Source organism: Streptomyces barkulensis (assembly GCF_002843305.1).
Lineage (GTDB): Bacteria > Actinomycetota > Actinomycetes > Streptomycetales > Streptomycetaceae > Streptomyces > Streptomyces barkulensis.
In genome coordinates this window covers 1-22,910 of the sequence record NZ_PGSG01000028.1, presented here as the reverse complement: position 1 = coordinate 22,910, position 22,910 = coordinate 1, and the positions used below count along the sequence as shown (strand labels likewise).

Genomic DNA, 22,910 nt, shown 5'->3' with positions numbered 1-22,910 from the left:
AAGACACACGACACTCGGATCCGGCCGGAACGAGCCGGCCGGCAGATGGGGGACACCATGAGCACCACCGCGAGGACGGACACGCGGACGCCCGAGCCGCACGCCGCCGACAGCCACGACCTGATCCGCGTGCACGGCGCGCGCGTGAACAACCTCAAGGACGTCAGCATCGAGATCCCGAAGCGCCGGCTGACGGTGTTCACCGGGGTCTCCGGCTCGGGCAAGAGTTCACTGGTGTTCGACACGATCGCCGCCGAGTCGCAGCGGCTGATCAACGAGACCTACAGCGCCTTCGTCCAGGGCTTCATGCCCACGCCGAACCGGCCCGAGGCCGACGTGCTCGAAGGGCTGACGACCGCGATCATCGTCGACCAGCAGCGGATGGGCGCCGACCCCCGCTCCACCGTCGGCACCGCCACCGACGCCAACGCGATGCTGCGCATCCTCTTCAGCCGGCTCGGCAAGCCGCACATCGGCCCGCCCGCCGCGTTCTCCTTCAACGTCGCCTCGGTCTCGGCCAGCGGTGGGGTCAAGGTCGACCGCGGCGCCGACAGGACCAGGACCGAGAAGGTGACCTTCAGCCGCACCGGCGGCATGTGCACCCACTGCGAAGGCCGGGGCGCGGTCTCCGACATCGACCTCACCCAGCTCTACGACGACTCCAGGTCGCTCTCCGAGGATCCGTTCACCATCCCCACCTACACCGGGGACGGCTGGGTGGTGCGGGTCATCACCGAGTCGGGCTTCTTCGACCCGGACAAGCCGATCCGCGAGTACACCAAGAAGGAGCGGTACGACTTCCTGTACCGCGAGCCCACCAAGGTGAAGATCAACGGAGTCAACCTGACCTACGAGGGGCTGATCCCGAAGATCCGGAAGTCGTTCCTCTCCAAGGACCGGGAATCGATGCAGCCGCACATCCGGGCCTTCGTGGACCGGGCGGTCACCTTCACCGAGTGCCCCGAGTGCGACGGCACCCGGCTCAGCGAGCGGGCCCGGTCGTCGAAGATCGGGGGGATCTCCATCGCCGACGCCTGCGCGATGGAGATCCGCGACCTGGCCGAGTGGGTCCGCGGTCTCGACGAGGTCTCGGTGGCGCCGCTGCTCACCGCTCTGGGGCAGTCCCTCGACTCGTTCGTGGAGATCGGGCTGGGCTACCTCTCGCTCGACCGGCCGACGGGCACGCTGTCGGGCGGCGAGGCGCAGCGGGTGAAGATGATCCGCCACCTCGGCTCCTCGCTCACCGACGTCACCTACGTCTTCGACGAGCCCACCATCGGCCTCCACCCGCACGACATCCAGCGGATGAACAATCTGCTGCTGCGCCTGCGGGACAAGGGCAACACCGTCCTCGTCGTCGAGCACAAGCCCGAGGTCGTCGCCATCGCCGACCATGTCGTCGACCTCGGACCCGGCGCGGGGACGGCGGGCGGCACCGTCTGCTTCGAGGGCACCGTCGAGGGGCTGCGGGCCGCGAGCACCCTCACCGGCCGCCACCTCGACGACCGGGCCTCCCTCAAGAAGGCGGTGCGCGAGCCCGCCGGCGCCCTGGAGATCCGCGGCGCGACGACGCACAACCTGCGAAACGTCGACGTCGACATCCCGCTCGGAGTGCTCTGCGTGGTCACCGGCGTGGCGGGCTCCGGCAAGAGTTCGCTGGTGCACGGGTCGCTGCTGCGCCGGTCGGAGGCCGAGGGCACCGGCGTGGTCTGTGTCGACCAGACGCCCATCCGCGGCTCCAGGCGGAGCAATCCGGCCACCTACACCGGGCTGCTCGACCCGATCCGCAAGGCGTTCGCCAAGGCATGCGGAGTGAAACCGGCACTGTTCAGCGCCAACTCCTCGGGGGCCTGTCCCACCTGCAACGGCGCCGGCGTCGTCTACACCGACCTGGCGATGATGGCCGGTGTCGCCACCGTCTGCGAGGAGTGCGGGGGGAAGCGGTTCCAGGCGTCGGTACTGGAGCACCGCCTCGGCGGGCGCGACATCAGCGAGGTGCTCGCGATGCCGGTGACCGAGGCCGAGGAGTTCTTCGGCGCCGGCGAGGCGCGCACCCCGGCCGCGCACCGGATCCTCGGCCGGCTCGCCGACGTCGGACTCGGCTATCTCACCCTCGGCCAGCCGCTCACCACGCTGTCCGGCGGCGAGCGGCAGCGGCTCAAGCTGGCCACGCACATGGGCGAGAAGAGCGGCGTCTACATCCTCGACGAACCGACCACCGGTCTCCACCTCGCCGACGTCGAGCAACTGCTCGCCCTGCTCGACCGGCTGGTGGACTCCGGCAGGACGGTCGTCGTCGTCGAGCACCACCAGGCGGTCATGGCGCACGCCGACTGGATCATCGACCTCGGTCCCGGTGCCGGACACGACGGCGGCCGGGTCGTCTTCGAGGGGACGCCCGCAGATCTCGTGGCCTCCCGCTCCACTCTCACCGGCGAGCATCTGGCGGCCTACGTCGGCGCCTGAGGTGAGGCTCTCCCCGGGGTCCCGGGGAGAGCCTCACCGGTCCCGGTCCGGCCCGCCACCACTGCGGCGGGCCGTCCTGGTGGGAGGGTGACCACAGCGGCACCCGATGGCACTCGATGGCACCCGATGGCACCGACTGGCACCGACTGGCACCGATTGGCATCACCAGGTGCCATCGCACACCCTCAAGGCCCCGTTGACTTGCACGGCGTCGCGGTCACATGAACCACGGACCCGATGTTTTCGCAGCTCAGGGCGGCCCCTCCTGGAACCTTCCCGCCCAAGGGGCCATCGGGGCTTGCACATGGCACCACATGGTGCCACTATGGCGCTATGGACCTCACCCCGTATGTCGACACCCTCCGCCGCGAACTCGCGGTGGCCGCCGAGGCCGGCGGTGGCGAAGCCCGTGAGCTGGCGGAGAGGCTCACCACCCCTCTGGAGTCGGCGGCCCGGCTGACCATGCTCAACGTGCTCTCCGCCGCGATGGACGAGATCACCCGCGACCTCGCCCCCGGCTCGGTCGACGTACGGCTGCGCGGACTCGACCCCGAGTTCGTGGTGACGCCACCCGCCGACGGCGCCCCCACGGAACCCTCCGCGCCCGTCGAACCGCTCATGCCCCCGGCCCCGGCCCCGACTCCGGCCGATGGCGAGGAGGGCGGCACCGCCCGCGTCAACCTGCGCCTGCCGGCCCATCTCAAGGCCCGGGCCGAGGAGGCCGCGAGCCGCGAGGGCCTGTCGGTCAACGCCTGGCTGGTGCGCGCCGTGTCGGCCGCGGTCGACGGCGGCCACCACACCCGCCCGGCGGAGAGGACCCGGACCATCGGGCAGAGCTACACGGGCTGGGTGCGCTAGGCCCTGTCCGACGCCCGCACCGCTTCATCCACACCACGTCCCACCAGCGGGGACGCCCCAAGACCCAGGAGGACGGGACAGCCATGCCTTCTTTCGACACTCCCGAACCGATCTCGGCCACGGCGCACGTGGAGGCCGGCTCCATCCGGTTCACCGCGGGCGACCGCCCCGACACGGTCGTCGAGGTGCGCCCCCGCGACCCGAACCGGGAGCAGGACGTACGGGCGGCCGACCAGACCGAGGTCACGTACTCGGGCGGCGCCCTGACCGTCAGGACGCCCAGGCGGCGCCACCTCGTCGGGCGCACCGGCATCGTCGACGTGACGGTCGAACTGCCCATGGACTCGCACGTCGACATGACCGGCGCCTGGACCCAGGTGCTCGGTGAGGGCCGGCTCGGCGAGGTCCGGGTGAAGACCTCCTCCGGTGACGTCCGCCTCGACGCGACCGGACCGCTGAAGCTGACGGCCTCCCACGGCTCGATCACCGTCGACCGCATCGAGGGCCCGGCCGAGATCACCACCAGCTCCGGAAGCCTGCGTGTCGGCGCCGTCCGCGGTCCGGCCGTCCTGAAGAACTCGCACGGCACCACGACCGTCGGCGCCGCGGCGGACGAGCTACGGGTGAGCGGCGCCAACGGCGACATCGACATCACGCGCGCCGAGGGCCCGGTCGTCGCCACCACCGCCCACGGCACCCTGCGCGTCGCGGAAGTCGCTCGCGGGGCGGTCCAGTTGGAGACCTCCTACGGAGCCATCGAGGTCGGCGTCCGCGAGGGGACGGCCGCCTGGCTCGACGTCAGCTCCGGCCGCGGGCAGGTGCGCAACACCCTCGCCGCCTCCGAGGCCCCGGAGAAGACCGAGGACACCGTCGAGGTACGCGCCCGGACCCGCTACGGCAACATCGACATCCGCCGCGCCCGGGCCTGAACACCGGTCCCGCGGGCCTGACCGCTCCCCCACCACTTCACCACTTCACCGCTTCACCGCTTGACCACTTCGGCCTCCGAAAGGGAGGACTCCATGCCTGTATCTGTCATGCCCACGTCCAAGAGAAACGGCGGACCGCGGCAGCCCGCCGCCGTCTCCGCCGCCGGGCTGCGCAAGTCCTACGGCGACAAGACCGTCCTCGACGGCATCGATCTGCACATCCCGGCCGGGTCCGTGTTCGCGCTGCTCGGACCCAACGGCGCCGGCAAGACCACCACCGTCAAGATCCTCTCCACCCTCATCGGCGCCGACGGCGGCCGGGCCCTGGTCGCGGGCCACGACATCGCCACGTCACCGCAGGCCGTGCGCGCCGCGATCGGCGTCACCGGGCAGTTCTCCGCCGTCGACGGCCTGATCACCGGCGAGGAGAACATGCTCCTCATGGCCGACCTGCACCACCTGTCCAGGCGCGAGGGGCGAAGGGTCACCGCCGAACTGCTGGAGCGTTTCGGCCTCACCGACGCCGCCGGGAAGCCGGCCTCCACCTACTCCGGCGGTATGAAGCGCCGCCTGGACATCGCCATGACACTCGTCGGCGACCCGAGCGTCATCTTCCTCGACGAGCCGACCACCGGCCTCGATCCCCGCGCCCGCCACAGCATGTGGGGAGCCGTCCGTGACCTCGTCACGGGCGGCACCACGGTCCTCCTCACCACCCAGTACCTGGAGGAGGCCGACGAGCTCGCCGACCGCATCGCCGTGCTCGCGGGCGGCAGGATCGCCGCCGAGGGCACCCCCGACGAGCTGAAGCGGCTGGTCTCCGGCGGCCATGTCCGCCTCCGTTTCACCGACCCGGCCGCCTACCGGTCCGCCGCCGGCGCACTGCGCGGAGCCGCCCGCGACGACGACTCCCTCGTGCTGCGGGTCCCCAGCGACGGCAGCCAGCGCGAGCTGCGCTCCGTTCTCGACCGGCTGGACTGCGCCGGTATCGAGGCGGACGAGCTGACCGTGCGCACTCCCGACCTCGACGACGTGTTCTTCGCCCTGACCGGCGGCACCGACCAGCCCTCCGAGGAGACCTCCCGATGAGTTCCCTGCCCCTCGCCGTCCGCGACTCGTCCACGATGGTGCGCCGCAGTCTCCTGCACGTGCGGCGCTACCCGTCCCTGACGCTGAACCTCCTGCTCACTCCGATCGTCCTGCTACTGCTGTTCGTCTACGTCTTCGGCGAGGCGATGAGCGCGGGCATCGGCGGCGCCGACCGTTCCGCGTACCTCGCCTACCTCCTGCCGGGCCTGCTGCTGATGACCATCGGCAGCACCGTGGTGGGCACCGCGGTGTCGGTGTCCACGGACATGACCGAGGGCATCGTCGCCCGTTTCCGCACCATGGCGATCCACCGCGGCTCCGTGCTCGTCGGGCACGTCGTCGGCAGCGTGCTGCGGTCGGTCGCCAGTGTGGTCCTCGTCGGCGCCGTCGCCGTGGCCATCGGCTTCCGGTCCGCGGACGCGACCGCCCTGGAGTGGCTGGCGGCGTTCGGACTGGTGACGCTGGTCGCCCTGGCGCTGACCTGGATCGCCGTCGGGATGGGCATGGTCAGCCCGAACGCCGAGGCGGCGAGCAACAACGCGCTGCCGCTGATCGTCCTGCCACTGATCTCCAGCGCCTTCGTCCCCGTCGACGCGATGCCGGGCTGGTTCCGGCCGATCGCCGAGTACCAGCCCTTCACGCCGGCCATCGAGACCCTGCGCGGCCTGCTGCTCGGCACCGAGATCGGCCACAACGGCCCGCTCGCGGTGGCCTGGTGCCTGGTTCTGGCCGCACTCGGCCACCTCTGGTCCAAGTCCCTGTTCAACCGCGACCCGAGGTAGTGCGACGACCGCGCGGGCCGTCCTGTGGCGCCGCCCCACGCGGCGCGGCGTCCGCAGGACGGTGGCGCGGTCGGGCGAAGTGATGATGTAGTGCCGGGCCGAGGAGGAGAGACCTCCCCACCGCTCCCGGTCATGGGCCCGCAGCAGGACCCGGCCGCATCCGTCACAGGCGATCCACGGCAGGAGGACGTAACCGGCCGGGCCTGGACCGGCTCCGGCCGCCGGCCCGCCGACGGAACCTCCCTCCCGCTCGATCAGCCTCACGGTGGACGCTCTTCCGTCGCCACGGCACCGCAGTATCCGGGGGTGAGCGCCTCCCGCCCACCCCAGTCCTCCGCGAGCACGGAGATCCGGGCCCTGACCGTCTCGCTGATCGGTACCCGGTGGGTGAGAAGACCAAAGACGAGCAGGCCGAGCCCCGCCTCCTGTTCCCCGATCTCCCGGCAGTCCCCGACCTCCCGGGCGTCGGCCTCCGGCAGCAGGGCGGCGAGCCGGTTCCAGGTGTCGGCGTCATCGATCACCCGGCAGACGCTACCGACCGGGGAAGCGGGCAGGGGTCAGGGCCGGTGGTTCGGCCGATGAAGCCCCGGCCCGCACCGGCCATCCTGTCCGGGGACGGGCGGGCGCACAGCCCGCCCGGGAAAAGGAGCCGGACGCGTATGAGCACATGGCGCAGAACGTCGCGGATCTTACTGGCCGCTCTGGTCACCGCCACCCTGGCCACGGGGGCGGCCGAGGCCGCCCCGCGGTCCGCCCCGGCGGCGGAGGCGGCCCCCGGGGCGGCGGTCGGCACACCGGTCGTGCGGGGGCCCGTCGCCGGGACGGTCCCCGGCGACCCCTCGGCCCCGGACGTGGAGGACACCTATCCGTGGCTGTCCACCTCCACGGACCTGGCCGCCGCCGGGTACGTGGAGGAGGAGTTCCTCCTGTCCGGCGAGGCCGACGGCTACAGCACCACCGGCGAACTCCTCGCCTCCGACGTGCCGTACACCACCCGCATCATCGTCCGCCGCCCCGCCGACCCCGGGGACTTCAACGGCACCGTCCTGACCGAGTGGCAGAACGTCTCGGCCGGGTACGACCTGGACGCCCTGTGGTCCCCCGAGCAGATCGTCCGCGGAGGCTACGCCTGGGTCGGCGTCTCCGCCCAGCGGGTCGGTGTGGAGCAGCTGCGCGGCTGGAGCCCCGCCCGCTACGGGGATCTCGACGTCACCGGCCGGGGCCGCTTCACCGCCGACGAGCTGTCCTACGACGTGTTCGCGCAGGCCGCCAGGGCCCTGCGGACCCGTGAGGGTGCCGCTCCCCTCGGCCCGCTCCGGGCCGAGACGGTGCTGGGCATCGGTGCGTCGCAGTCCGCCGTGCGGATGACGGTCTACCACGACCGCGTCCTGCCCCGGACCGAGCCCGTCTTCGACGCCTACGCCCACATCGTCGGTCCCGCACCGTCCCGGAAGGGCGCCGAACCGGTGTTCCACGTGCTGTCGGAGACCGACGTACGCACCCCGGAGCGGCGCGCCGACGACGACCGCTACCGGCGCTGGGAGGTCGCCGGCACCGCGCACTCCGGCTGGCACGGCCAGGAGTACCGCAGGCCCCTCCTCGAACGCGACCTGGGCTCCGCGCCCACTTACGCCTGCGACCGTCCGGCGTTCAGCAGGGTCCCCCTGCACCATGCGATCGCCGCCGCCTACGGCCATCTGGTGCGCTGGGCCGAGCACGGTGTCCGGCCGCCGACGGCGCCGCCGCTGGAGTTCGCCCCCGACGGCACCAAGGCGCGCGACGAGTTCGGCCTGGCGCGCGGCGGCATCCGGCTCTCCCAGGTCGAGGCGCCGACCGCGCTCAACACCGGCGACAACTCCGGGGAGACCTTCTGCGTCCTGTTCGGCACCCACATCCCGTTCGACGAGGGCCGTCTCGACCGGCTGTACCGCTCGCACGCCGGCTACGTATCCGCCGTCCGCCGCGCCGACACGCGCAACGTCCTGTCCGGCTACCTTCTTCCCGGCGACGCGCTGCGCAACTTCCGGGAGGCGGTCGGCTCCGGCATCGGAAAGCACTGACCGCCGGTCACCGCCCGCCCGCCGGGGCACACTCCCCCGCCGGGCGGGCCAGCGCGTCGACGGCGGCGGAGAACAGCCACGGCAGCCGCTGCGCCGCGGGGACCAGCGCGGCCCGGGCGGGAGCCGGCCCGGTCGCCGCGAGCAGTGTGCGGGTCAGCAGGCGGTAGCGCCGGGTGAGCCGCCGCCAGTCCCGCTCATAGGCCGTCAGATCGCCTTCGACGACCGCGCGTACCGCCGCCGGCGCCTGCGCCAGCGCCAGCGCGACGCCCTCACCGGTCAGCGCGTCGACGTAGCCGGCCGCGTCGCCGACGAGCAGCACCCGGCCGGCGGTGCGCGCTCTCGCGCTGCGGCGCAGCGGTCCGGCCCCGCGCACCGGTCCGGCCGGCCGGGCCCCGGACAGCCGCCCGCGCAGGCCGGGGAAGGCGGCGAGGTGGTCGTCGTAGGATCCGCGGCCGGCGGTGAGCACCGCCACGCCCACCAGGCCGTCGGCCACCGGGGTCACATAGGCCTCCGCGCCGCGGGCCCAGTGCACCTCGACATGGTCGCTCCAGGGGGCCAGTTCGAAGTGGCGCCGCAGTCCGTACCGCGGGCGCGCCCGGTGCGGCCGGTCCAGGCCCAGTGCCCGGCGGATCGGCGAGTGCAGGCCGTCGGCCGCGACGAGGTGGGCGGCCCTCAGGCCACCGGCCACCACGCCCCGCCCGTCCTGCTCGACGCCGCGCACGGTGCGGTGCTCGATCCGCACGCCCGCGGCCAGCGCCGCCTCGCGCAGCGCCGCGTGCAGCACGGTGCGGCGCACCCCGCGGCCCGGTCCCGCCCGGAAGGCGGCGGCGGCCCGGCGGGGTCCGGCGACGTACCGGACGCCCCGCAGTTCGTGCCCGGCCGGGTGTACGCCGAGCGCGGCCAGGGCGGCGACGGCTCCCGGCATCAGCCCCTCGCCGCACGCCTTGTCGACGGTACCGGCGCGCTGTTCGAGGACGGTGACCCCGAGCCCCGCCCGGGCCGCGTGCAGGGCGGTGGCGAGCCCCGCCGGGCCGCCGCCGACGACGAGCAGGTCCACGGCGGTCCTCCCGGGCATCTCAGGCCAGTCGTGCCAGCGCGGCGTCCTCGGTGCGGACGCGGGCGGCCAGCAGGAGGGCGTTCAGCACGGTGAAGACGGCCGCCGTGATCCAGGCCGAGTGGACCAGCGGCAGGGCGAGCCCCTCGACGACGACGGCGAGGTAGTTCGGGTGCGGCAGGCGGCGGTAGGGGCCGCCGGTCACCCGCGCGGCGCCGGGCACGACGATCACCCGGGTGTTCCACTGCCGCCCCAGGGTGGCGATGCACCACCAGCGCAGCGCCTGCGAGGCCGCGACGAGGACGAGCATGGCCCAGGCCAGCACCGGTACGGCGTCCGGCCCGCGCGTCCACACCTCCACGAGCGCGCCGGCGAGCAGGCCCGTGTGCAGCGCCACCATGAGCGGGTAATGGCCCCGTCCGAGTTCCACGCCGCCGCGCGCGAAGCTCCAGGCGGCGTTGCGGCGGGACACGGCCAGTTCGGCGACCCGCTCCAGGCCGACGGCCACGACCAGGGCGGTGAACAGCGGCTCACTGCTCATCGCGCACCGCCCGGGGCGCGCAGGAGGACGAGTTCGGAGCAGAAGCCCGGGCCCATGGCGAGCATCAGCCCGTAGGAGCCGGGCCGGGGCGGGCGGCCGGCGAGCGTGTCCGCCATGACGTGCAGCACCGAGGCGGAGGACAGATTGCCGATCCGGCGCAGTGAGTCCCAGGTCACGCCCAGGGCGTCCCGCCCGACCCCGAGCGCGTCCTGCAGCGCGTGGAGGACCTTGGGGCCGCCGGGGTGCGCCACGTACCAGCCGAGGTCGCCGGCGGTCAGCCGGTGGTCGGCGAGGAAGTCGCGGACGTCGCCGCCGACGTACCGGCGCACCAGGTCGGGGACCGAGGTGTCGAGCACGATCCTGAACCCGCCGGGGCCGACGTCCCAGCCCATCGCGCGCTCCGAGTCGGGGTAGAGGCGGCTGCGCGAGGCCAGTACGAGGGGCTGGGCGGGATCCTCGGAGTGCGCGAGCGGATGCTCGGGGCCGACGGCGACCACCGCCGCGGCGCCGTCGCCGAACAGGCCGCCGGCCACGAGGTTGGCGACCGAGGCGTCGTCGCGCTGGAGGGTGAGCGAGCACAGCTCGACCGACATCAGCACCGCGACCCCGTCCGGCCGGCCGCGCAGCAGGTCGTGCAGCCGGGCGAGGCCGGCCGCGCCGGCGACGCAGCCGAGGCCGACCAGCGGCAGGCGCACCACGTCGGGGCGCAGCCCGATCTCCGCCGCGACGCGGGCCTCCAGTGAGGGGACGGCCAGGCCGGTCACCGTGCACGACACGATGTAGTCGACGTCGGCGGGGGCGAGGCCGGCGTCCTTGAGCGCTTCGACGACCGCGCGGCCGCCGAGTTCGGTGCCGGCCCGGATGAAGGCGTCGTTCGCCCGGCCGAAGTCCTCCAGGCGGGCGTACTCCTGGAGCGGGAGCGCGGTGTGGCGGGTCTCGACGCACACGTTGCGGTGCAGTCGTTCGAGGAGGCCGCGGTCGACGGCGCCGGCGGTCGGCATGGTGGTGAGGAACTCGGTGATCTCCTCCTGCCGGTGGCGGTGCTCGGGCAGGGTGCCGCGAACGCTGAGGACGCGCGTGCTCATGCTGGCTCCCGGGTTGGGCCGGTCGGGCGGGCGGATGCGGCGAGCGTCCGGCCGAGGCCGAACGCGAGAGCGGGGGTGAGGCGGCCCCGGGCCAGGCCGAGTTCGACGAGGTCGTCGAAGACGCGCTGGTCGGCCGCGGAGGCGCGCAGGGCGGCCTCGACGGTGCGGCCGCCGCGGGCGAGCCGGGCGGCCAGGGCGGTGTGGCGCAGGTGGGGCAGCAGGATCCGGCGCGTGGCACGGGCGTACCGCTCCCCCGCCCGTTCGGGTCTTCTCTCGCGGCAGGCTGCGGCCGCCGCGCGGCCCGCCGCGATACCGGTGGCCACCGCGTAGTAGATGCCCTCGCCGGTCAGCGGGTTCACCAGTGCGGCGGCGTCGCCCGCGAGCAGCACCCGCCCGGCCGGAGGGCGCCAGCGCGCCGTCGAGAGCGGCAGATGGTGCCCGACCCACTGCCGCCCGCCCTCCGCCGCGCCGGGCAGCAGCGCGTCGAGCCGTTCGAGCAGCCGGGCGCGGGCCGGCGCCGTACGACCGGGGTGGAGGATCTCGCCGTACCCGACGTTCGCCAGGCCGTCGCCGAGGTCGAAGGACCAGGCGTACGACGGCTGGTGCCGGGTGCCGAACTCGATGACCTGCGCGCCGCGCCGCCCGGGCGGGACCGGGGCGTAGCCGCGCAGCGCCAGGGCCGCCGGGCCGCCGGGCAGGCCGAGCGCGCGGCGGACGGCCGAGTGGGCGCCGTCGGCGCCGACGACGACCGCGGCGCGGATCCGCCCGTCCAGGACCACCGCTTCGGTGTGCTGTCGCAGGCCGCGGACCCGGTGCCGCAGGAGGTGGGCGCCTGCGGCGACCGCGGCTTCGGCCAGCCGGGCGTCGAGGACCTTGCGCGGCACCACCCATGCCGGGCGGGCCATCGGCCGCTCGGCGGTCAGGCCGCCGCGGCCCAGGCGGAGCCGGCCGACCGGGATCCGGTCGTCGAGGAGGCCGGTGACGCCGACCCGGGCGAGGAGGTCGAGTACGTGCGGGGCCACCGCGTCTCCGCAGGCCTTGTCCCGGGGGAAGTCCGCCCGGTCCACAAGGGCGACGCGCAGGCCGGGATCGGTGTGCAGCGCGCCCAGGGCGGCGGATGCGCCGGCCGGCCCGGCGCCGACCACCACGAGGTCCCAGTGCGCGGACGACGCGGACGGCGCGGATGCCGGCGTCATCGGCCGGCCGCCACGAGCAGTGCCACGTCGAGCAGGGCGACGGCCACCGCGGCCCGGAAGGGGGTACGGCCGTGTGCGGCCAGGGTGAGCACCGTGAGGGCGGCCACCGGCAGGAGGGCGGCCAGTGCCCAGGCCGGCGGGCTCCCGGCGGGGCCGAGCACGGCGAGCAGCGAGGCGGCGGCCAGCAGAGCGGCGGCCAGGGCGCGCGAGGGGCGTTCGCCGATCCGGTGCGGCAGGCCGCGCACTCCGGCGCGTTCGTCGTCGACGAGGTCGGGCAGGGTGTTGAGCAGGTGCGCCCCGACTCCGAGCGCGGCGCCGGCGCCGGTGGCCCACGGCGCCGCCCAGGTCTGGGCGGGGCCGGCGAGGGTGATCACCGAGGGCAGCGCCCCGAAGGCGCAGGCGTACGGCGCCCAGGACCACCCGGTCGCCTTCAGGCCGAGGTTGTAGGCGTGGCCCGCGCCGGTGACGAGGACGATGTTGACCAGCCCGGCGCGCGGGCCGGCGAGCGCGGACAGCACGAGACAGGCGAGCGCGGCCACGGCCAGGGCCCGCACCACCGCGCCCGTCGGGAGGTCTTCGGCGGCCAGCGGTTTGTCGGCGCGGCCGGCGGCGCGGTCGCGGGCCAGATCGCGCAGGTCGTTGCCCCAGCCGATGGTGAGCTGGCCGGCGAGCACCGCGGCGGTGACGGCGGCGGCCTGCGCCGGGCGCAGCCCGCCGCGGAGCGCGAGCAGGCCCGCGACGGCGGTGACCGCCAGGGCCGGACCGCCGTGGGCGGCGGTGAGCAGCGCGAGCGCGGTCGATGGTCCGGGGCGCGCCCGGACCTCTCCGGCGGTCACGGGCACCGCCGTACCGCGACGCGGTTCCCGGTGAGCCTCTCGCGCGGCGGGCCGGGCACGGCGGGTGGGCGCCGGGCCCGGCCGCTGCCGCCGTACGCGCCTTCGGCGCGCGGGCGGCCTTCGGCTGCGGGGCCGTTACTCCCGGCCACCCTGTTGATCACGGTGCGCATGCGGGATCGGTGCCCCCGCCGCCGCCCGCTCACACGGGGCCCTACGGCATCCGGCGGACATCGGCGGCGCCCGGCCGGCGGGGCGGGCGCGGCGGGGCGCGGCCACCGTCGGCACCGCCGCCCGTGCCGCGGAGACGAACCGCCGGAGCACGAGATCCGTTTCGGCCGCCGCCAACCGACGCTACCGCGCCCGCTGCCGGGCGAGCGCCCGTTCGACGGCGCGCGCGCCGTCGGGGAAGGCGCCGGGGTTGGGCCCCGAGTAGTTGAGCCGGAGGTAGGCCCCGGTCGGTTCGGCGGGGAACCACTCGCCGCCGGGGGCGACGAGGACCCCGTCGCCCTCGCAGTCCCTCACGAGCCGGGCCAGGTCGGTGGTGTCCGGCAGCCGGACCCAGATGTTCAGCCCGCCCCGCGGCACCGCTTCGAGGCGGGCGGTGGGCGCGTGCTCCCGCAGCGACGCGATCAGCAGGTCCCGGCGTGCGGCGAGTTGGTGGCGCAGGTTGCGCAGATGGGTGCGCCAGGCGGGCTGTGTGACGACGTCGAGTGCGGCGGCCTGGAGGATGCCGCTGACGTACATCGACTCGGCCTGGGCGTCGGCGAGGACGCGTGTGCGGGCCGGGCCCCGGGCGACGACGCCGGCGATGCGGACGGCCGGGGAGACGCTCTTGGTCAGGGAGCGCAGGTAGACGACGTGCCCGCCGTCGTCCCGGGCGGCGATCGGGACCGGGTCCGCGTCGATGCCGAAGTCGTGCGCCCAGTCGTCCTCGATCAGGAACGCGCCGTGGCTCCGGACGGTGCCGAGGACCCGGTCGGCCAGACCGGGCGACCACCGGGCGCCGGTGGGATTGGCGAAGTTCGGCTGGGCGTAGAACGCGCGCGCCCCGGTCCGCTCGAACGCGCGCGCCAGTTCCTCCGGGTCGGGGCCGCGCGCCCCGCTGGGGACGGGCACGACCTGTACGCCCGCCTGCGCGGCGGCGAGGATCGCGCCCCAGTAGGTGGGCGATTCCACCAGCAGGGGGCGGCCCGCTCCGACGAGGGCGCGGAAGACGGTGCCCAGTCCGCTCTGGCTGCCGGGGAAGACGACGACGTCGCCCGGTGTCGGCGGCGTGGTCCCGGCCGGTGTCGCGGTGGCGAGTTCGGCCGCGAACCACGCCTGGAGTTCGGGCAGTCCCGCGGCCGGGGGGCGGCTGACGGCGGCGTCGCTCCGGGCCGCCCGGGTGAACGCGGAGCGGACCAGGCGTTCGGGCAGCAACTCCCGGTCGGGGTAGCCCGAGTGAAGCGCGATCACGTCGTTCGGGGTGGTGCGCAGTGCGGTGGAGAGCTGCGGTGCCCGGTTGCGCGGCGATCCGAGCGCCGCGGTCTGCCAGCCGTAGTCGTTCGGGCGGGCCACGCGGATCGCTCGGACGAAGGTCCCCACGCCGGGGCGGCTCTCCACCATTCCCTGCGCCGCCAGGGTCCGCAGCGCCTTCTGGACCGTTACGGGGCCGGCCCCGTAACGGGCGGCCAGTGTGCGCGTGGAGGGCAGTCTCGCGCCCGGGGCGGCCGACGCGATCCATTCGCGGAGATCGGCGACGATCCGCGAACTGCTATCGTTTTCCATGACACACAACAGTAGCGCTACTCTTCTCGAAGCCCATGCGCTATCCCCGTCCCGCGCCGGTCTCGGGTGGGGGCTGCTCGGGGTCGGAGCGTTCTCGTTCACCGTCCCGTTCACCCGGGTCGCCGTCGAGGGCGGTGGGATGTCACCGCTGTTCGTCGGCTCCGGCCGCGCGGTGGTCGCCGCGCTGCTGGCGGCGGTCGCGCTGGCGGTCACCCGGCAGCGTCCGCCCCGCGGCGCCCAGTGGGGCCGTCTGGCGGTCGTCGCCGGCGGCGTGGTCGTCGGCTTCCCCGTGCTGACCTCCTATGCCCTGACCACCGCCTCGGCCGGTCACGGCGCCGTCGTGATCGCGCTCCTGCCGGCCGCGACCGCGGTGATGGCCGTGCTCCGCGGACACGAACGCCCTCCGACCCCGTTCTGGGCCATGGCGGCCGTCGGCGCGGTCGCCGCGGTCGTGTTCGCCTCTCTCCAGGGGGGCGGGTTCGGCGGGCTCCACTGGTCCGACCTGCTTCTGCTCGGCGCCGTCGCGGCGGCCGGTACCGGCTACGCGGAGGGCGGGATCCTCGCCCGTGAACTCGGCGCCTGGCAGACCATCTCCTGGGCGCTGGTGCTCTCCGCGCCGCTGATGGCGGCCCTCACCGTCCTCTCGGCCTCGTCGCGGCCTCCTACCGGGGGTCCGGCCGAGTGGTCCGCGTTCGCCTACCTCGGGGTGGTGAGCATGTTCCTCGGCTTCTTCGCCTGGTACCGGGGGCTTGCGATCGGTCCGATGGCGCGAGTCGGCCAGGTGCAGCTCGTCCAGCCCGTGATGAGCATCTGCTGGGCCGCGCTGCTCCTGCGCGAGCAGATCACCTGGCCCACCGTCCTCGGCGGCCTCGCCGTGATCGTCTGCGCCGGCGCCACCGTACGCACCCGGACGGTGCGTGCCGCAGGTACGAGCTGAATTTCCTCGCCGGCCTGCCCGTTTCGCCTCGGGCCGCGGCGTGCCGTACAGTGGTGGCACCGCCGCGGGGTGGAGCAGCTCGGTAGCTCGCTGGGCTCATAACCCAGAGGTCGCAGGTTCAAATCCTGTCCCCGCTACTGGAAGGTCCGGCCCCGGTGCACTCAGCACCGGGGCCGGACCTCTTTCCTGCCCGCGGGCGGCCGTCGGCGCCGCGCCGCTACCGGCCGGTGCCGAAGTTCTGGGTCCACCACGGGCCGCCGTCGCCGAAGTGGACACCGACGCCCAGCTCCTCGAAGGCGCAGTTGAGTATGTTCGCGCGGTGGCCGGGGCTGTTCATCCACGCCTTCATGACCGAGGCGGCGTCCGGCTGCCCCTGGGCTATGTTCTCGCCCAGGTTGCTCCAGGCGTACCCGGCCGCCTCGACCCGGCCGGCCATCGTGGAGCCGTCGGGCCCCGTGTGGGACAGCACGCCGGAGGCGGCCATGGTGTCGCTGTAGTCCTCCGCGGCCCGCGCCAGCCGGGCGTCGGCGGTGACCGGGCGGCAACCGGCCGCGGCCCGCTCCCTGTTGACGAGTGCGAGTACCCGCTCCTGCGGCCCGCCGTCCCCCGGCGTGTCCGCCCCGGGAGCTCCGGCGTCTCCCCCGCCGCCGGGCTTGACGGTGCCTTCGGAGCCGGCCGTGCGGCTCTGCCCGCTCCTGGCCGCCCTGTCCGGTTCCGCTCCCCCGGTGGATCCGGAGGCGGGCGCGGAAGCGGAGGGGGCGGCACCGCGTGCGGACTTCCCCGGCTCCTCCGGCTCTCCGGACTTGACCGGCTCACCGGCCCTGTCCGCACCGGGCGAGGCGGACACGCTCTCGTCCGGACCGGATGAGGCGGACGGGGACGCGCCGCCGGCGACTGCGTCCTCGGTGTCGTGCGCGGTGTCGGCCGCGTCGGCCGCCACGCGGTCGGCCGGCCCGTCCTGCCCTCCGCCCGCGACCACGGTGAGGCCGGCGCCCGCCGCCATGGTGACCACGCCGAGCGCGAGAACGATGTTGCGCGCGGGCGGGGCGCCCTTGGGACGGGCGTGGGAGCGGTGGCGGGAACGGCCGGCTCGGCGGGGGCTCATGCGGACGGTACCTCGGTGAGTCGGTCGGGGATCGGTCGCCCCGGGGAGGGACCCCGGCGGCGCGGTCGCGACTGCCGGGGTCCCGGAGGGGGTTGGGCGAGAGCCTAGGCAGGTCCGGGGCCCTCGGGACGCCGGAGAAGGGCTTCTTCAGGAAGCCCTAAGGAAGCCATGAGGTTGCGCCCGGGCGCGGGGGCTCCCGGCGGTGACCGGCCGGGCCGGGATGCGGAGTCTCCCGTACCCGGCAGCGTCGCCGGGCGGAAGACTGCCGCATCGTGCACATGAGGCCCCGGCCGGACGGCGGCAGGGTCGTACCCATGACCGATGTCCGGGAAGTCACCTGTCGTTCTCCTTACCGACGCACCCAGTGGATCTTCACCGCCCTGGGAGCGGCGGGGGCGGCCGTGACGGCCGCGACCGCGGTGCACTCGGCGGAACGCGGCGGACTGTGGGGTGTGTGGGCGGGGATCGCCCTGCTGTCGGCGCTGGTGGCCCTCGCCTCGCTGCGCGGGGCCGTCGCCCGGGTGAGCGCCGACGCGTACGGTCTGCACGTCCGGACACTGCTGCGCCGCCGGAGCATGCCGTGGTCCGGCGTCGCCGATCTGCAGATCCGCATGAGGAACGAGTGGAACCACAAGGCCCCGGACACCCGCCGCGTCGGTGTGGTGCCGCACGACGGGCGCAGGCGGCTGCTGCCCCTGCCGCGCAGCTGGTCTCCCGAGGACCCGGAGTTCGACGCGGCATTGGAGAAGCTCCGTGCGCTGCACCACCGTCACGGAACCCCCCGATCGGGCCATCTGCCGGTCGTCTCCCACCGCTCCGCGGGGTACGGCCGGCTCGGGTCGCTGGGCCTGTGCGTGCTGCTGCTGTCGGGGGCGGGGCTGGCGGTGTGGTCCATCTCGGGCACCGCCGCCGAGGAGCGGGCGTGGAGGTCGGCCGTGCCGTGCACCGCCCGGGTGCCCGAGGCGGAGCGGGGTGAGTGCCTGAGCACCCTGCCGGCCGAGATCGAGCGGACCGAGGCGGGCCGCCCCAGGAACCCCAGCCACCTGTACTTCACCGGCGGCCGGCCGCTGGAGCGGCTCAGGGTCTCCCAGGAGGCCGCCCGGGGGTTCCGGCCCGGCGACAGGGTCGAGCTGACCCTGTGGCGGGGCGAGGTGATGGAGGTCGCCGGGGAGCGGCACGTATGGCGCGAGCACGTCGTCACCCCGGGGAGCGTGGCCGTCCTCGCGGCCCTGTGCGCCCTGGCCGCCGGCTGGCCCGGCGCGCGGGTGCTGCTGTGGCTGCGCCGGCGGCGGCTGCCCGACGACGAGGTCCTCCCGTCGGAGCTTCCGTTCGTGGGTGCGCTCGCCGCAACGGCCCTGTGGCTGCTGCCGCTGGCCTACCTCCACCCCACGGGCCCGTTCGGCTCCACCGTGGGAAGCGTGTGGACGGTCGCGGGGTCGCTGGTCACACTGGGTGTGCTGGCCTGGGCCTGGCGTGCCACCCACATACGCGCGCCCGGTGGGTCCGGTGGGTCCGGTGGGGACGCGGCGGCCGGGGAGCCCACGGGGCAGGACACGGAGGTTTTCCTGAGCGCCCGCTTCCTGGAGCCCACCGACTACAACCCGCACCACTTCGGCACTCACATCGTCATCGGCGGCGGGCCGCCCGCGGTGACGCCGCACCCCGGCCCCGGCCGGTTCGCGGCGAGGCCGATTCCCGTGGAACGGCTCACCGTCAAGGAGGTGCGGCGCGTCCGCGGCGGCGACGGTGGGGCCGTACCCGGCGGCTGGCACATCGCCGAACTCGACGACGCCGGCCGCCCGGTCCGCCTCGCCGCCGCTCCCGGCGACCTGACCCGCATCCTGCGCGAACTGGAGCATGCGAAAACCCCCGCGGACTCCGGCGAGGCCGTGGGGGACGCTCCTACCGCGCGGTGAGCAGCACCTCGGCACCCACCGGCCGGAACCCGGCCGCCTGGAAGGCCCGCACGCTGCGCGCGTTGCCCGCCGCCTGCTGGGCCCAGACAGGCTCCCCGTCCGGTACGAGGTGCCGGGCGGCCCTCGCCAGCGTCCGGCCCAGCCCCCGGTGCCGTACCCCCTCGTCCACCTCGACCGATGCCTCCCAGCGGCCCGCCACGCCCCGGCCGAGGACGAGCACTCCCCCGGCGGCCGCCCATACCCGCACACCGTCACGGCGTCCACGGGCCCGGGCCGCCCGCGGATGGTCCGGGTCCGCGATCTCGCGCAGCTCCAGCGGAGGGGGACCCGGCAGGGCGCGTGCCACCGTCAGCAGGTCGACCGTGTCGGTCGCGCGTCCGGTGCGGGCCATGAACGCCGCCAGGAACCGCGGGTTCATCGTGGCCGCCAGTTCGTCGCAGTCCACGGTCGCCAGCGTGTCATGGACCCATCGCGGGTCCTCGTCGGTGAAGACCACTGAGTGCGCGGTGAACGCGACCACCCCGGCGTCGCGGCGGGTCGGCTGCGGCACCACGGTCGTGCCGCCGTCCGGCGGCGGGAACCGTCCCGCGGCCGCCGCGTCCAGGATTTCCCCCAGTGTCCGGCTCACAGCCGCTCCCCCCTCGCTCCGCTCCGGTGATCCGGTCAGGCTGCCACACGCCCGGACACCCCGGCTCACGAGGACACCGGGAGCCGGGGTGGCCGGAAATGATTTTTACAGAGCATGCATTTTTTCCTAGCATGCAAGATGTGGTGGAGAAGAAGGCCCCGGGAAGCGGGCTGCGGGAACGCAAGAAGCGGGCCACGCGCGCCGCTCTCACGGAAGCGGCGGTACGGCTCGCGGCGGAGCACGGGGCGGAGCACGTCACCGTCGAGGCCATCAGCGAGGCGGCCGGCGTCTCCCCCCGGACGTTCTTCAACTACTTCGACTCCCGCGACGACGCCTTCGTCATGGTCGACGCGGAGTCGGGCGCGCGGGTCCGTCGCGGTGTGCTCGAAGCAGCGGCCGGTCTCTCCCCGCTGGAGGCGCTGCGCGAGGCCATGGCGGCGGAACTGGCGGAGATCGAGCAGCGCCACGAGGTGTGGGATCTCCACGCCAGGGTGCTGAGCGCCTCACCGCATCTGCTCGCCCGCAGCCTCGCCGCGCATCTGGCCGACGAACTCGGCCTGGCCGAGGCGCTCGCCGAGCGCCTCGGCGGCGCTCCCGTCCCCGCCGCCGGCCCGGCGTCCCCCGTCTCCGAGAGGGAACGGCGCAGGGCGCTGGACCTGTACCCACGCCTGCTGGCCGCCGTCGGCGGCACCGCCGTCCGGGTCTCCGTCGAGCACTGGTGCGCACAGCAGGACCGGCTCGCCTTCACCGATGTCTTCCGGCAGGTCTTCGAGCACCTGGCCGCCGGACTGCCGGCGCCGTCCGGCGGAAACCGGCGGAGCTGACCCGCCCCGCTCCCGCACCGGCCGGAACACCCCGCCCGACAGGACCCGGTCGGGCCCGCGCGCTCAGTGCCGGCGCATGAGAGCGCTCCACGAAGCCCCTGAAAGCCCCAGAGAAGGACGTTGTGACCGCATCGCAGGCGCCTGACCAGGCGCCGCCCACATCCATGACCAACCGGCAGATCCTCCAGGCCATGTCCGGCCTGATGGCCGGTATGTTCGTCGCCATCCTGGCGGGCACGGTGGTGGCCAACGCGCTGCCACGGATCATCACCGACCTGGGGGCCAGTCAGTCCTCCTACACCTGGGTCGTCACCTCCGAACTGCTGGCCATGACGGCGACCGTGCCGTTGTGGGGCAAACTGTCCGACCTCTACAACAAGAAGCTGCTGCTGCAGCTCTCCCTGGGCATGTTCGTGGTCGGCTCGCTGCTGGCCGGTTTCTCCCAGGGCGTCGAGCTGCTGATCTTCAGCCGGGTCGTCCAGGGCATCGGCGCGGGCGGCCTCACCGCCCTGGCCCAGGTGGTGATGGCCGCCGTCATCCCGCCCCGCAGGCTGGGCAGGTACGCGGGCATCTTCGGCGCCGTCTTCGCCGTGGGCACCGTGGCCGGGCCGCTGATCGGCGGCGTCCTGGTGGACACCTCGTGGCTGGGGTGGCGCTGGTGCTTCTTCATCGGCGTGCCGTTCGCGCTGCTGGCGATCGTGCTGTTGCAGCGCACCCTGCGGCTGCCCACCGTCCGGCGCGAGGTGAGGATCGACTTCCTGGGCGCCTTCCTGATCGTCGCGGGCGTCTGCGCGCTGCTCGTCTGGACCTCGCTGGCCGGGAACCGGTTCGACTGGCTCTCCTGGCAGACCGCCGTTCTGACCGGTGGCGGCGTGGTGCTGCTGATCGCCGCGGTCTACGTCGAGTCGCGGGTGCCGGAGCCGGTCATCCCCCTGGACATCTTCCGCAACCGCACCGTGACCCTGACCACCGTCGCCAGCCTGCTGGTGGGTGTGGCCATGTTCGGTGGCACCGTCTTCCTCTCCCAGTACTTCCAGATCTCCCTGGGCAAGTCCCCGACCGTCGCCGGTCTGATGAGCCTGCCGATGATCCTGGGCCTGCTGGTCTCCTCCACCGTCGCCGGCCAGGTCATCAGCGCCACCGGCAGGTGGAAGGTGTACCTGGTGGCGGGCGCGATCACCATGACCGCCGGTCTCGGGCTGCTCGCCACGATCGACTCCGGCACGGGCTTCGGCCTGCTCAGCGTCTACATGGCGGTGCTCGGCATCGGAGTCGGCATGCTGATGCAGAACCTGGTGCTGGCCGCGCAGAACGACGTCCCCGCCGCCGAGCTGGGCGCCGCGACCTCCGTGCTGTCCTTCTTCCGCAGCATGGGCGGCACGATCGGCACCAGCGTGCTCGGCGCGATCCTGGCCAACCGGGTCGCGACCGAGATGACCCGGGGGCTGGAGCAGGCGGGCGTTCCCGCCACCGGGGCCCGGGCCCCCGGCGGCCCGGAGGGCGGCGTCCCCGACGTCACCGCACTGCCGGCGCCGGTCCGGGCGATCGTGGAGCACGCCTACGGTGTCGCCACCGCGGACCTCTTCCTCGTCGCGACGCCTTTCGCCCTGCTCGCCCTGGTCGCCGTCGTGTTCATCAAGGAGAAGCCGCTGAAGACCACCAGCGGCATGGAACGGCTGGCCGAGGAGTCCGCGGGCGCCGGAGCCCGGGCCTCGGACGGCGGCCCGGAGCAGCGGCCCGTGGACGGTGACGGTGGTCCGGGGACCGACGGGGGGAGCGGCGGAGAAACCGACGGAGAGGCCGGCAGGGAACCGGCGGCCCGGGTCGGCTGAGCCCGGCGGTGCCGGTACCGGGGGCAGGCCGCGGGCCGTGGCTCCCGGCCCGGCCGTCCCACGGCCCTCCGGGCGCGGGACGGGGTGCCGGCGGGACGGGGTGCCGGCGGGGCGGGGTGCCGGCGAGGCGGGGTGCCGGCGAGGCGGGTCAGAACCCGGCGGCGAGGGTGCGGATGGCCTCCTCCCCGGGGTCCACCTCGTTCTCCGCCTGCGGCCGGACCCCGATGCCGAGCTTCTCCTTGATCTTCTTCTCGATCTCGTCGGCCAGATCCGGGTTGTCGCGCAGGAAGTTGCGGGCGTTCTCCTTGCCCTGCCCCAGCTGATCGCCCTCATAGGTGTACCAGGCGCCCGACTTGCGGATGAAGCCGTGCTCCACCCCCATGTCGATCAGCCCGCCCTCCCGGCTGATCCCCACCCCGTAGAGGATGTCGAACTCCGCCTGCTTGAACGGCGGCGCCACCTTGTTCTTGACCACCTTCACCCGGGTGCGGTTGCCCACCGCATCGGTGCCGTCCTTGAGCGTCTCGATCCGGCGGATGTCCAGCCGCACCGAGGCGTAGAACTTCAGCGCCCGCCCACCGGTGGTCGTCTCCGGCGACCCGAACATCACTCCGACCTTCTCGCGGAGCTGGTTGATGAAGATGGCGGTGGTCTTGGACTGGCTGAGCGCACCGGTGATCTTGCGCAGCGCCTGGCTCATCAGCCGCGCCTGCAGGCCCACGTGCGAGTCGCCCATCTCGCCCTCGATCTCCGCGCGCGGCACCAGCGCGGCCACCGAGTCGATCACGATCAGGTCCAGCGCCCCGGAGCGGATGAGCATGTCGGTGATCTCCAGCGCCTGCTCGCCGTTGTCGGGCTGGGACAGGATCAGCGAGTCCACGTCCACCCCCAGCCGCTTGGCGTACTCCGGGTCCAGCGCGTGCTCGGCGTCGACGAAGGCGACCGTGCCGCCCATCCGCTGGGCGTTGGCCACCGCGTGCAGGGTCAGGGTGGTCTTGCCGGAGG

Annotated in this window: 20 protein-coding genes and 1 tRNA gene; 11 read left to right on the top strand and 10 right to left on the bottom strand. The window is 74.2% G+C overall.

Annotation, left to right across the window (positions count from 1 at the left end):
• The first annotated feature begins 57 nt into the window (after window positions 1–57).
• From CUT83_RS06520 to CUT83_RS06500, 5 genes are all read left to right on the top strand, one after another.
• Entirely contained in the window at window positions 58–2,466 is a 2,409-nt protein-coding gene (locus tag CUT83_RS06520; RefSeq protein WP_101254961.1) for an ATP-binding cassette domain-containing protein, read from the top strand.
• A gap of 333 nt (window positions 2,467–2,799) precedes the next feature.
• The gene (locus tag CUT83_RS06515) at window positions 2,800–3,324 is read left to right on the top strand and encodes a toxin-antitoxin system HicB family antitoxin (protein ID WP_101254924.1); all 525 of its coding nucleotides are present in this window, start codon (window positions 2,800–2,802) and stop codon (window positions 3,322–3,324) included.
• Between the two features lie 83 nt (window positions 3,325–3,407).
• A complete protein-coding gene (locus tag CUT83_RS06510) occupies window positions 3,408–4,253 on the top strand; it encodes a DUF4097 family beta strand repeat-containing protein (RefSeq protein ID WP_101254923.1) in 846 nt (281 codons plus the stop codon).
• 108 nt (window positions 4,254–4,361) lie between these two features.
• Window positions 4,362–5,342: an ATP-binding cassette domain-containing protein gene (locus CUT83_RS06505; protein WP_101254922.1), complete on the top strand. Its 981-nt coding sequence runs from the start codon at window positions 4,362–4,364 to the stop codon at window positions 5,340–5,342.
• Window positions 5,339–6,124 (top strand): ABC transporter permease, encoded by a 786-nt coding sequence (locus tag CUT83_RS06500; protein WP_101254921.1) that lies wholly within the window; start codon window positions 5,339–5,341, stop codon window positions 6,122–6,124. Before CUT83_RS06505 ends, CUT83_RS06500 begins: the two co-directional genes overlap by 4 nt.
• A 260-nt stretch (window positions 6,125–6,384) precedes the next feature.
• Here CUT83_RS06500 and CUT83_RS06495 read toward each other — a convergent pair whose 3' ends face one another.
• Window positions 6,385–6,645 carry a hypothetical protein gene (locus CUT83_RS06495; protein WP_101254920.1) on the bottom strand — a complete coding sequence of 87 codons (261 nt, stop codon included), beginning with the start codon at window positions 6,643–6,645 and terminating at the stop codon, window positions 6,385–6,387.
• Between the two features lie 138 nt (window positions 6,646–6,783).
• On the opposite strand from CUT83_RS06495, the gene CUT83_RS06490 reads away from it, so the two are divergent.
• Window positions 6,784–8,184 carry an alpha/beta hydrolase domain-containing protein gene (locus CUT83_RS06490; protein WP_206282574.1) on the top strand — a complete coding sequence of 467 codons (1,401 nt, stop codon included), beginning with the start codon at window positions 6,784–6,786 and terminating at the stop codon, window positions 8,182–8,184.
• Window positions 8,185–8,191: 7 nt separating this feature from the next.
• On the opposite strand, the gene CUT83_RS06485 is transcribed toward CUT83_RS06490, so the two are convergent.
• From CUT83_RS06485 to CUT83_RS06460, 6 genes are all read right to left on the bottom strand, one after another.
• Window positions 8,192–9,241, bottom strand: a complete 1,050-nt coding sequence (locus CUT83_RS06485; protein ID WP_241524772.1) for an FAD-dependent monooxygenase — start codon at window positions 9,239–9,241, stop codon at window positions 8,192–8,194.
• Between the two features lie 19 nt (window positions 9,242–9,260).
• The gene (locus CUT83_RS06480) at window positions 9,261–9,779 is read right to left on the bottom strand and encodes an isoprenylcysteine carboxyl methyltransferase family protein (protein WP_101254918.1); all 519 of its coding nucleotides are present in this window, start codon (window positions 9,777–9,779) and stop codon (window positions 9,261–9,263) included.
• Window positions 9,776–10,864 carry a type III polyketide synthase gene (locus CUT83_RS06475; protein ID WP_101254917.1) on the bottom strand — a complete coding sequence of 363 codons (1,089 nt, stop codon included), beginning with the start codon at window positions 10,862–10,864 and terminating at the stop codon, window positions 9,776–9,778. Before CUT83_RS06475 ends, CUT83_RS06480 begins: the two co-directional genes overlap by 4 nt.
• Complete coding sequence (locus CUT83_RS06470) at window positions 10,861–12,060, bottom strand: NAD(P)/FAD-dependent oxidoreductase (RefSeq protein WP_101254916.1); 1,200 nt, start codon at window positions 12,058–12,060, stop codon at window positions 10,861–10,863. Before CUT83_RS06470 ends, CUT83_RS06475 begins: the two co-directional genes overlap by 4 nt.
• Window positions 12,057–12,896, bottom strand: coding sequence for a UbiA family prenyltransferase (locus CUT83_RS06465; RefSeq protein WP_241524771.1), 840 nt, complete (start codon window positions 12,894–12,896; stop codon window positions 12,057–12,059). The genes CUT83_RS06470 and CUT83_RS06465 overlap by 4 nt, the downstream gene beginning before the upstream one ends.
• Window positions 12,897–13,247: 351 nt before the next feature.
• Window positions 13,248–14,663: an aminotransferase-like domain-containing protein gene (locus tag CUT83_RS06460; RefSeq protein ID WP_101254914.1), complete on the bottom strand. Its 1,416-nt coding sequence runs from the start codon at window positions 14,661–14,663 to the stop codon at window positions 13,248–13,250.
• Between CUT83_RS06460 and CUT83_RS06455 the strand changes: the two genes are divergently transcribed.
• Together CUT83_RS06455 and CUT83_RS06450 are read left to right on the top strand one after the other, a co-directional pair.
• Entirely contained in the window at window positions 14,662–15,600 is a 939-nt protein-coding gene (locus tag CUT83_RS06455; protein WP_101254913.1) for a DMT family transporter, read from the top strand. The genes CUT83_RS06460 and CUT83_RS06455 overlap by 2 nt on opposite strands.
• Window positions 15,601–15,663: 63 nt before the next feature.
• Window positions 15,664–15,737, top strand: a tRNA-Met gene (locus CUT83_RS06450).
• Between the two features lie 80 nt (window positions 15,738–15,817).
• Here CUT83_RS06450 and CUT83_RS06445 read toward each other — a convergent pair.
• Window positions 15,818–16,705 carry a CAP domain-containing protein gene (locus tag CUT83_RS06445; protein WP_101254912.1) on the bottom strand — a complete coding sequence of 296 codons (888 nt, stop codon included), beginning with the start codon at window positions 16,703–16,705 and terminating at the stop codon, window positions 15,818–15,820.
• A 314-nt stretch (window positions 16,706–17,019) separates the two neighbouring features.
• Here CUT83_RS06445 and CUT83_RS06440 point away from each other — a divergent pair, with 314 nt between their 5' ends.
• Window positions 17,020–18,621, top strand: coding sequence for a PH domain-containing protein (locus tag CUT83_RS06440; protein ID WP_101254911.1), 1,602 nt, complete (start codon window positions 17,020–17,022; stop codon window positions 18,619–18,621).
• Here CUT83_RS06440 and CUT83_RS06435 read toward each other — a convergent pair.
• Window positions 18,608–19,249 (bottom strand): GNAT family N-acetyltransferase, encoded by a 642-nt coding sequence (locus CUT83_RS06435; RefSeq protein ID WP_101254910.1) that lies wholly within the window; start codon window positions 19,247–19,249, stop codon window positions 18,608–18,610. The two genes, CUT83_RS06440 and CUT83_RS06435, sit on opposite strands and share 14 nt — an antisense overlap.
• Before the next feature lie 131 nt (window positions 19,250–19,380).
• Between CUT83_RS06435 and CUT83_RS06430 the strand changes: the two genes are divergently transcribed.
• On the top strand, window positions 19,381–20,073 hold the full coding sequence (locus CUT83_RS06430; RefSeq protein ID WP_101254909.1) for a TetR/AcrR family transcriptional regulator: 693 nt from the start codon (window positions 19,381–19,383) through the stop codon (window positions 20,071–20,073).
• Window positions 20,074–20,237: 164 nt separating this feature from the next.
• Window positions 20,238–21,905, top strand: a complete 1,668-nt coding sequence (locus CUT83_RS06425) for an MDR family MFS transporter (protein ID WP_165869372.1) — start codon at window positions 20,238–20,240, stop codon at window positions 21,903–21,905.
• Window positions 21,906–22,053: 148 nt separating this feature from the next.
• Here CUT83_RS06425 and recA read toward each other — a convergent pair.
• Window positions 22,054–22,910, bottom strand: an 857-nt coding sequence (recA, locus tag CUT83_RS06420) for a recombinase RecA (RefSeq protein WP_241524770.1), incomplete at its 5' end; no start/stop codon positions are given.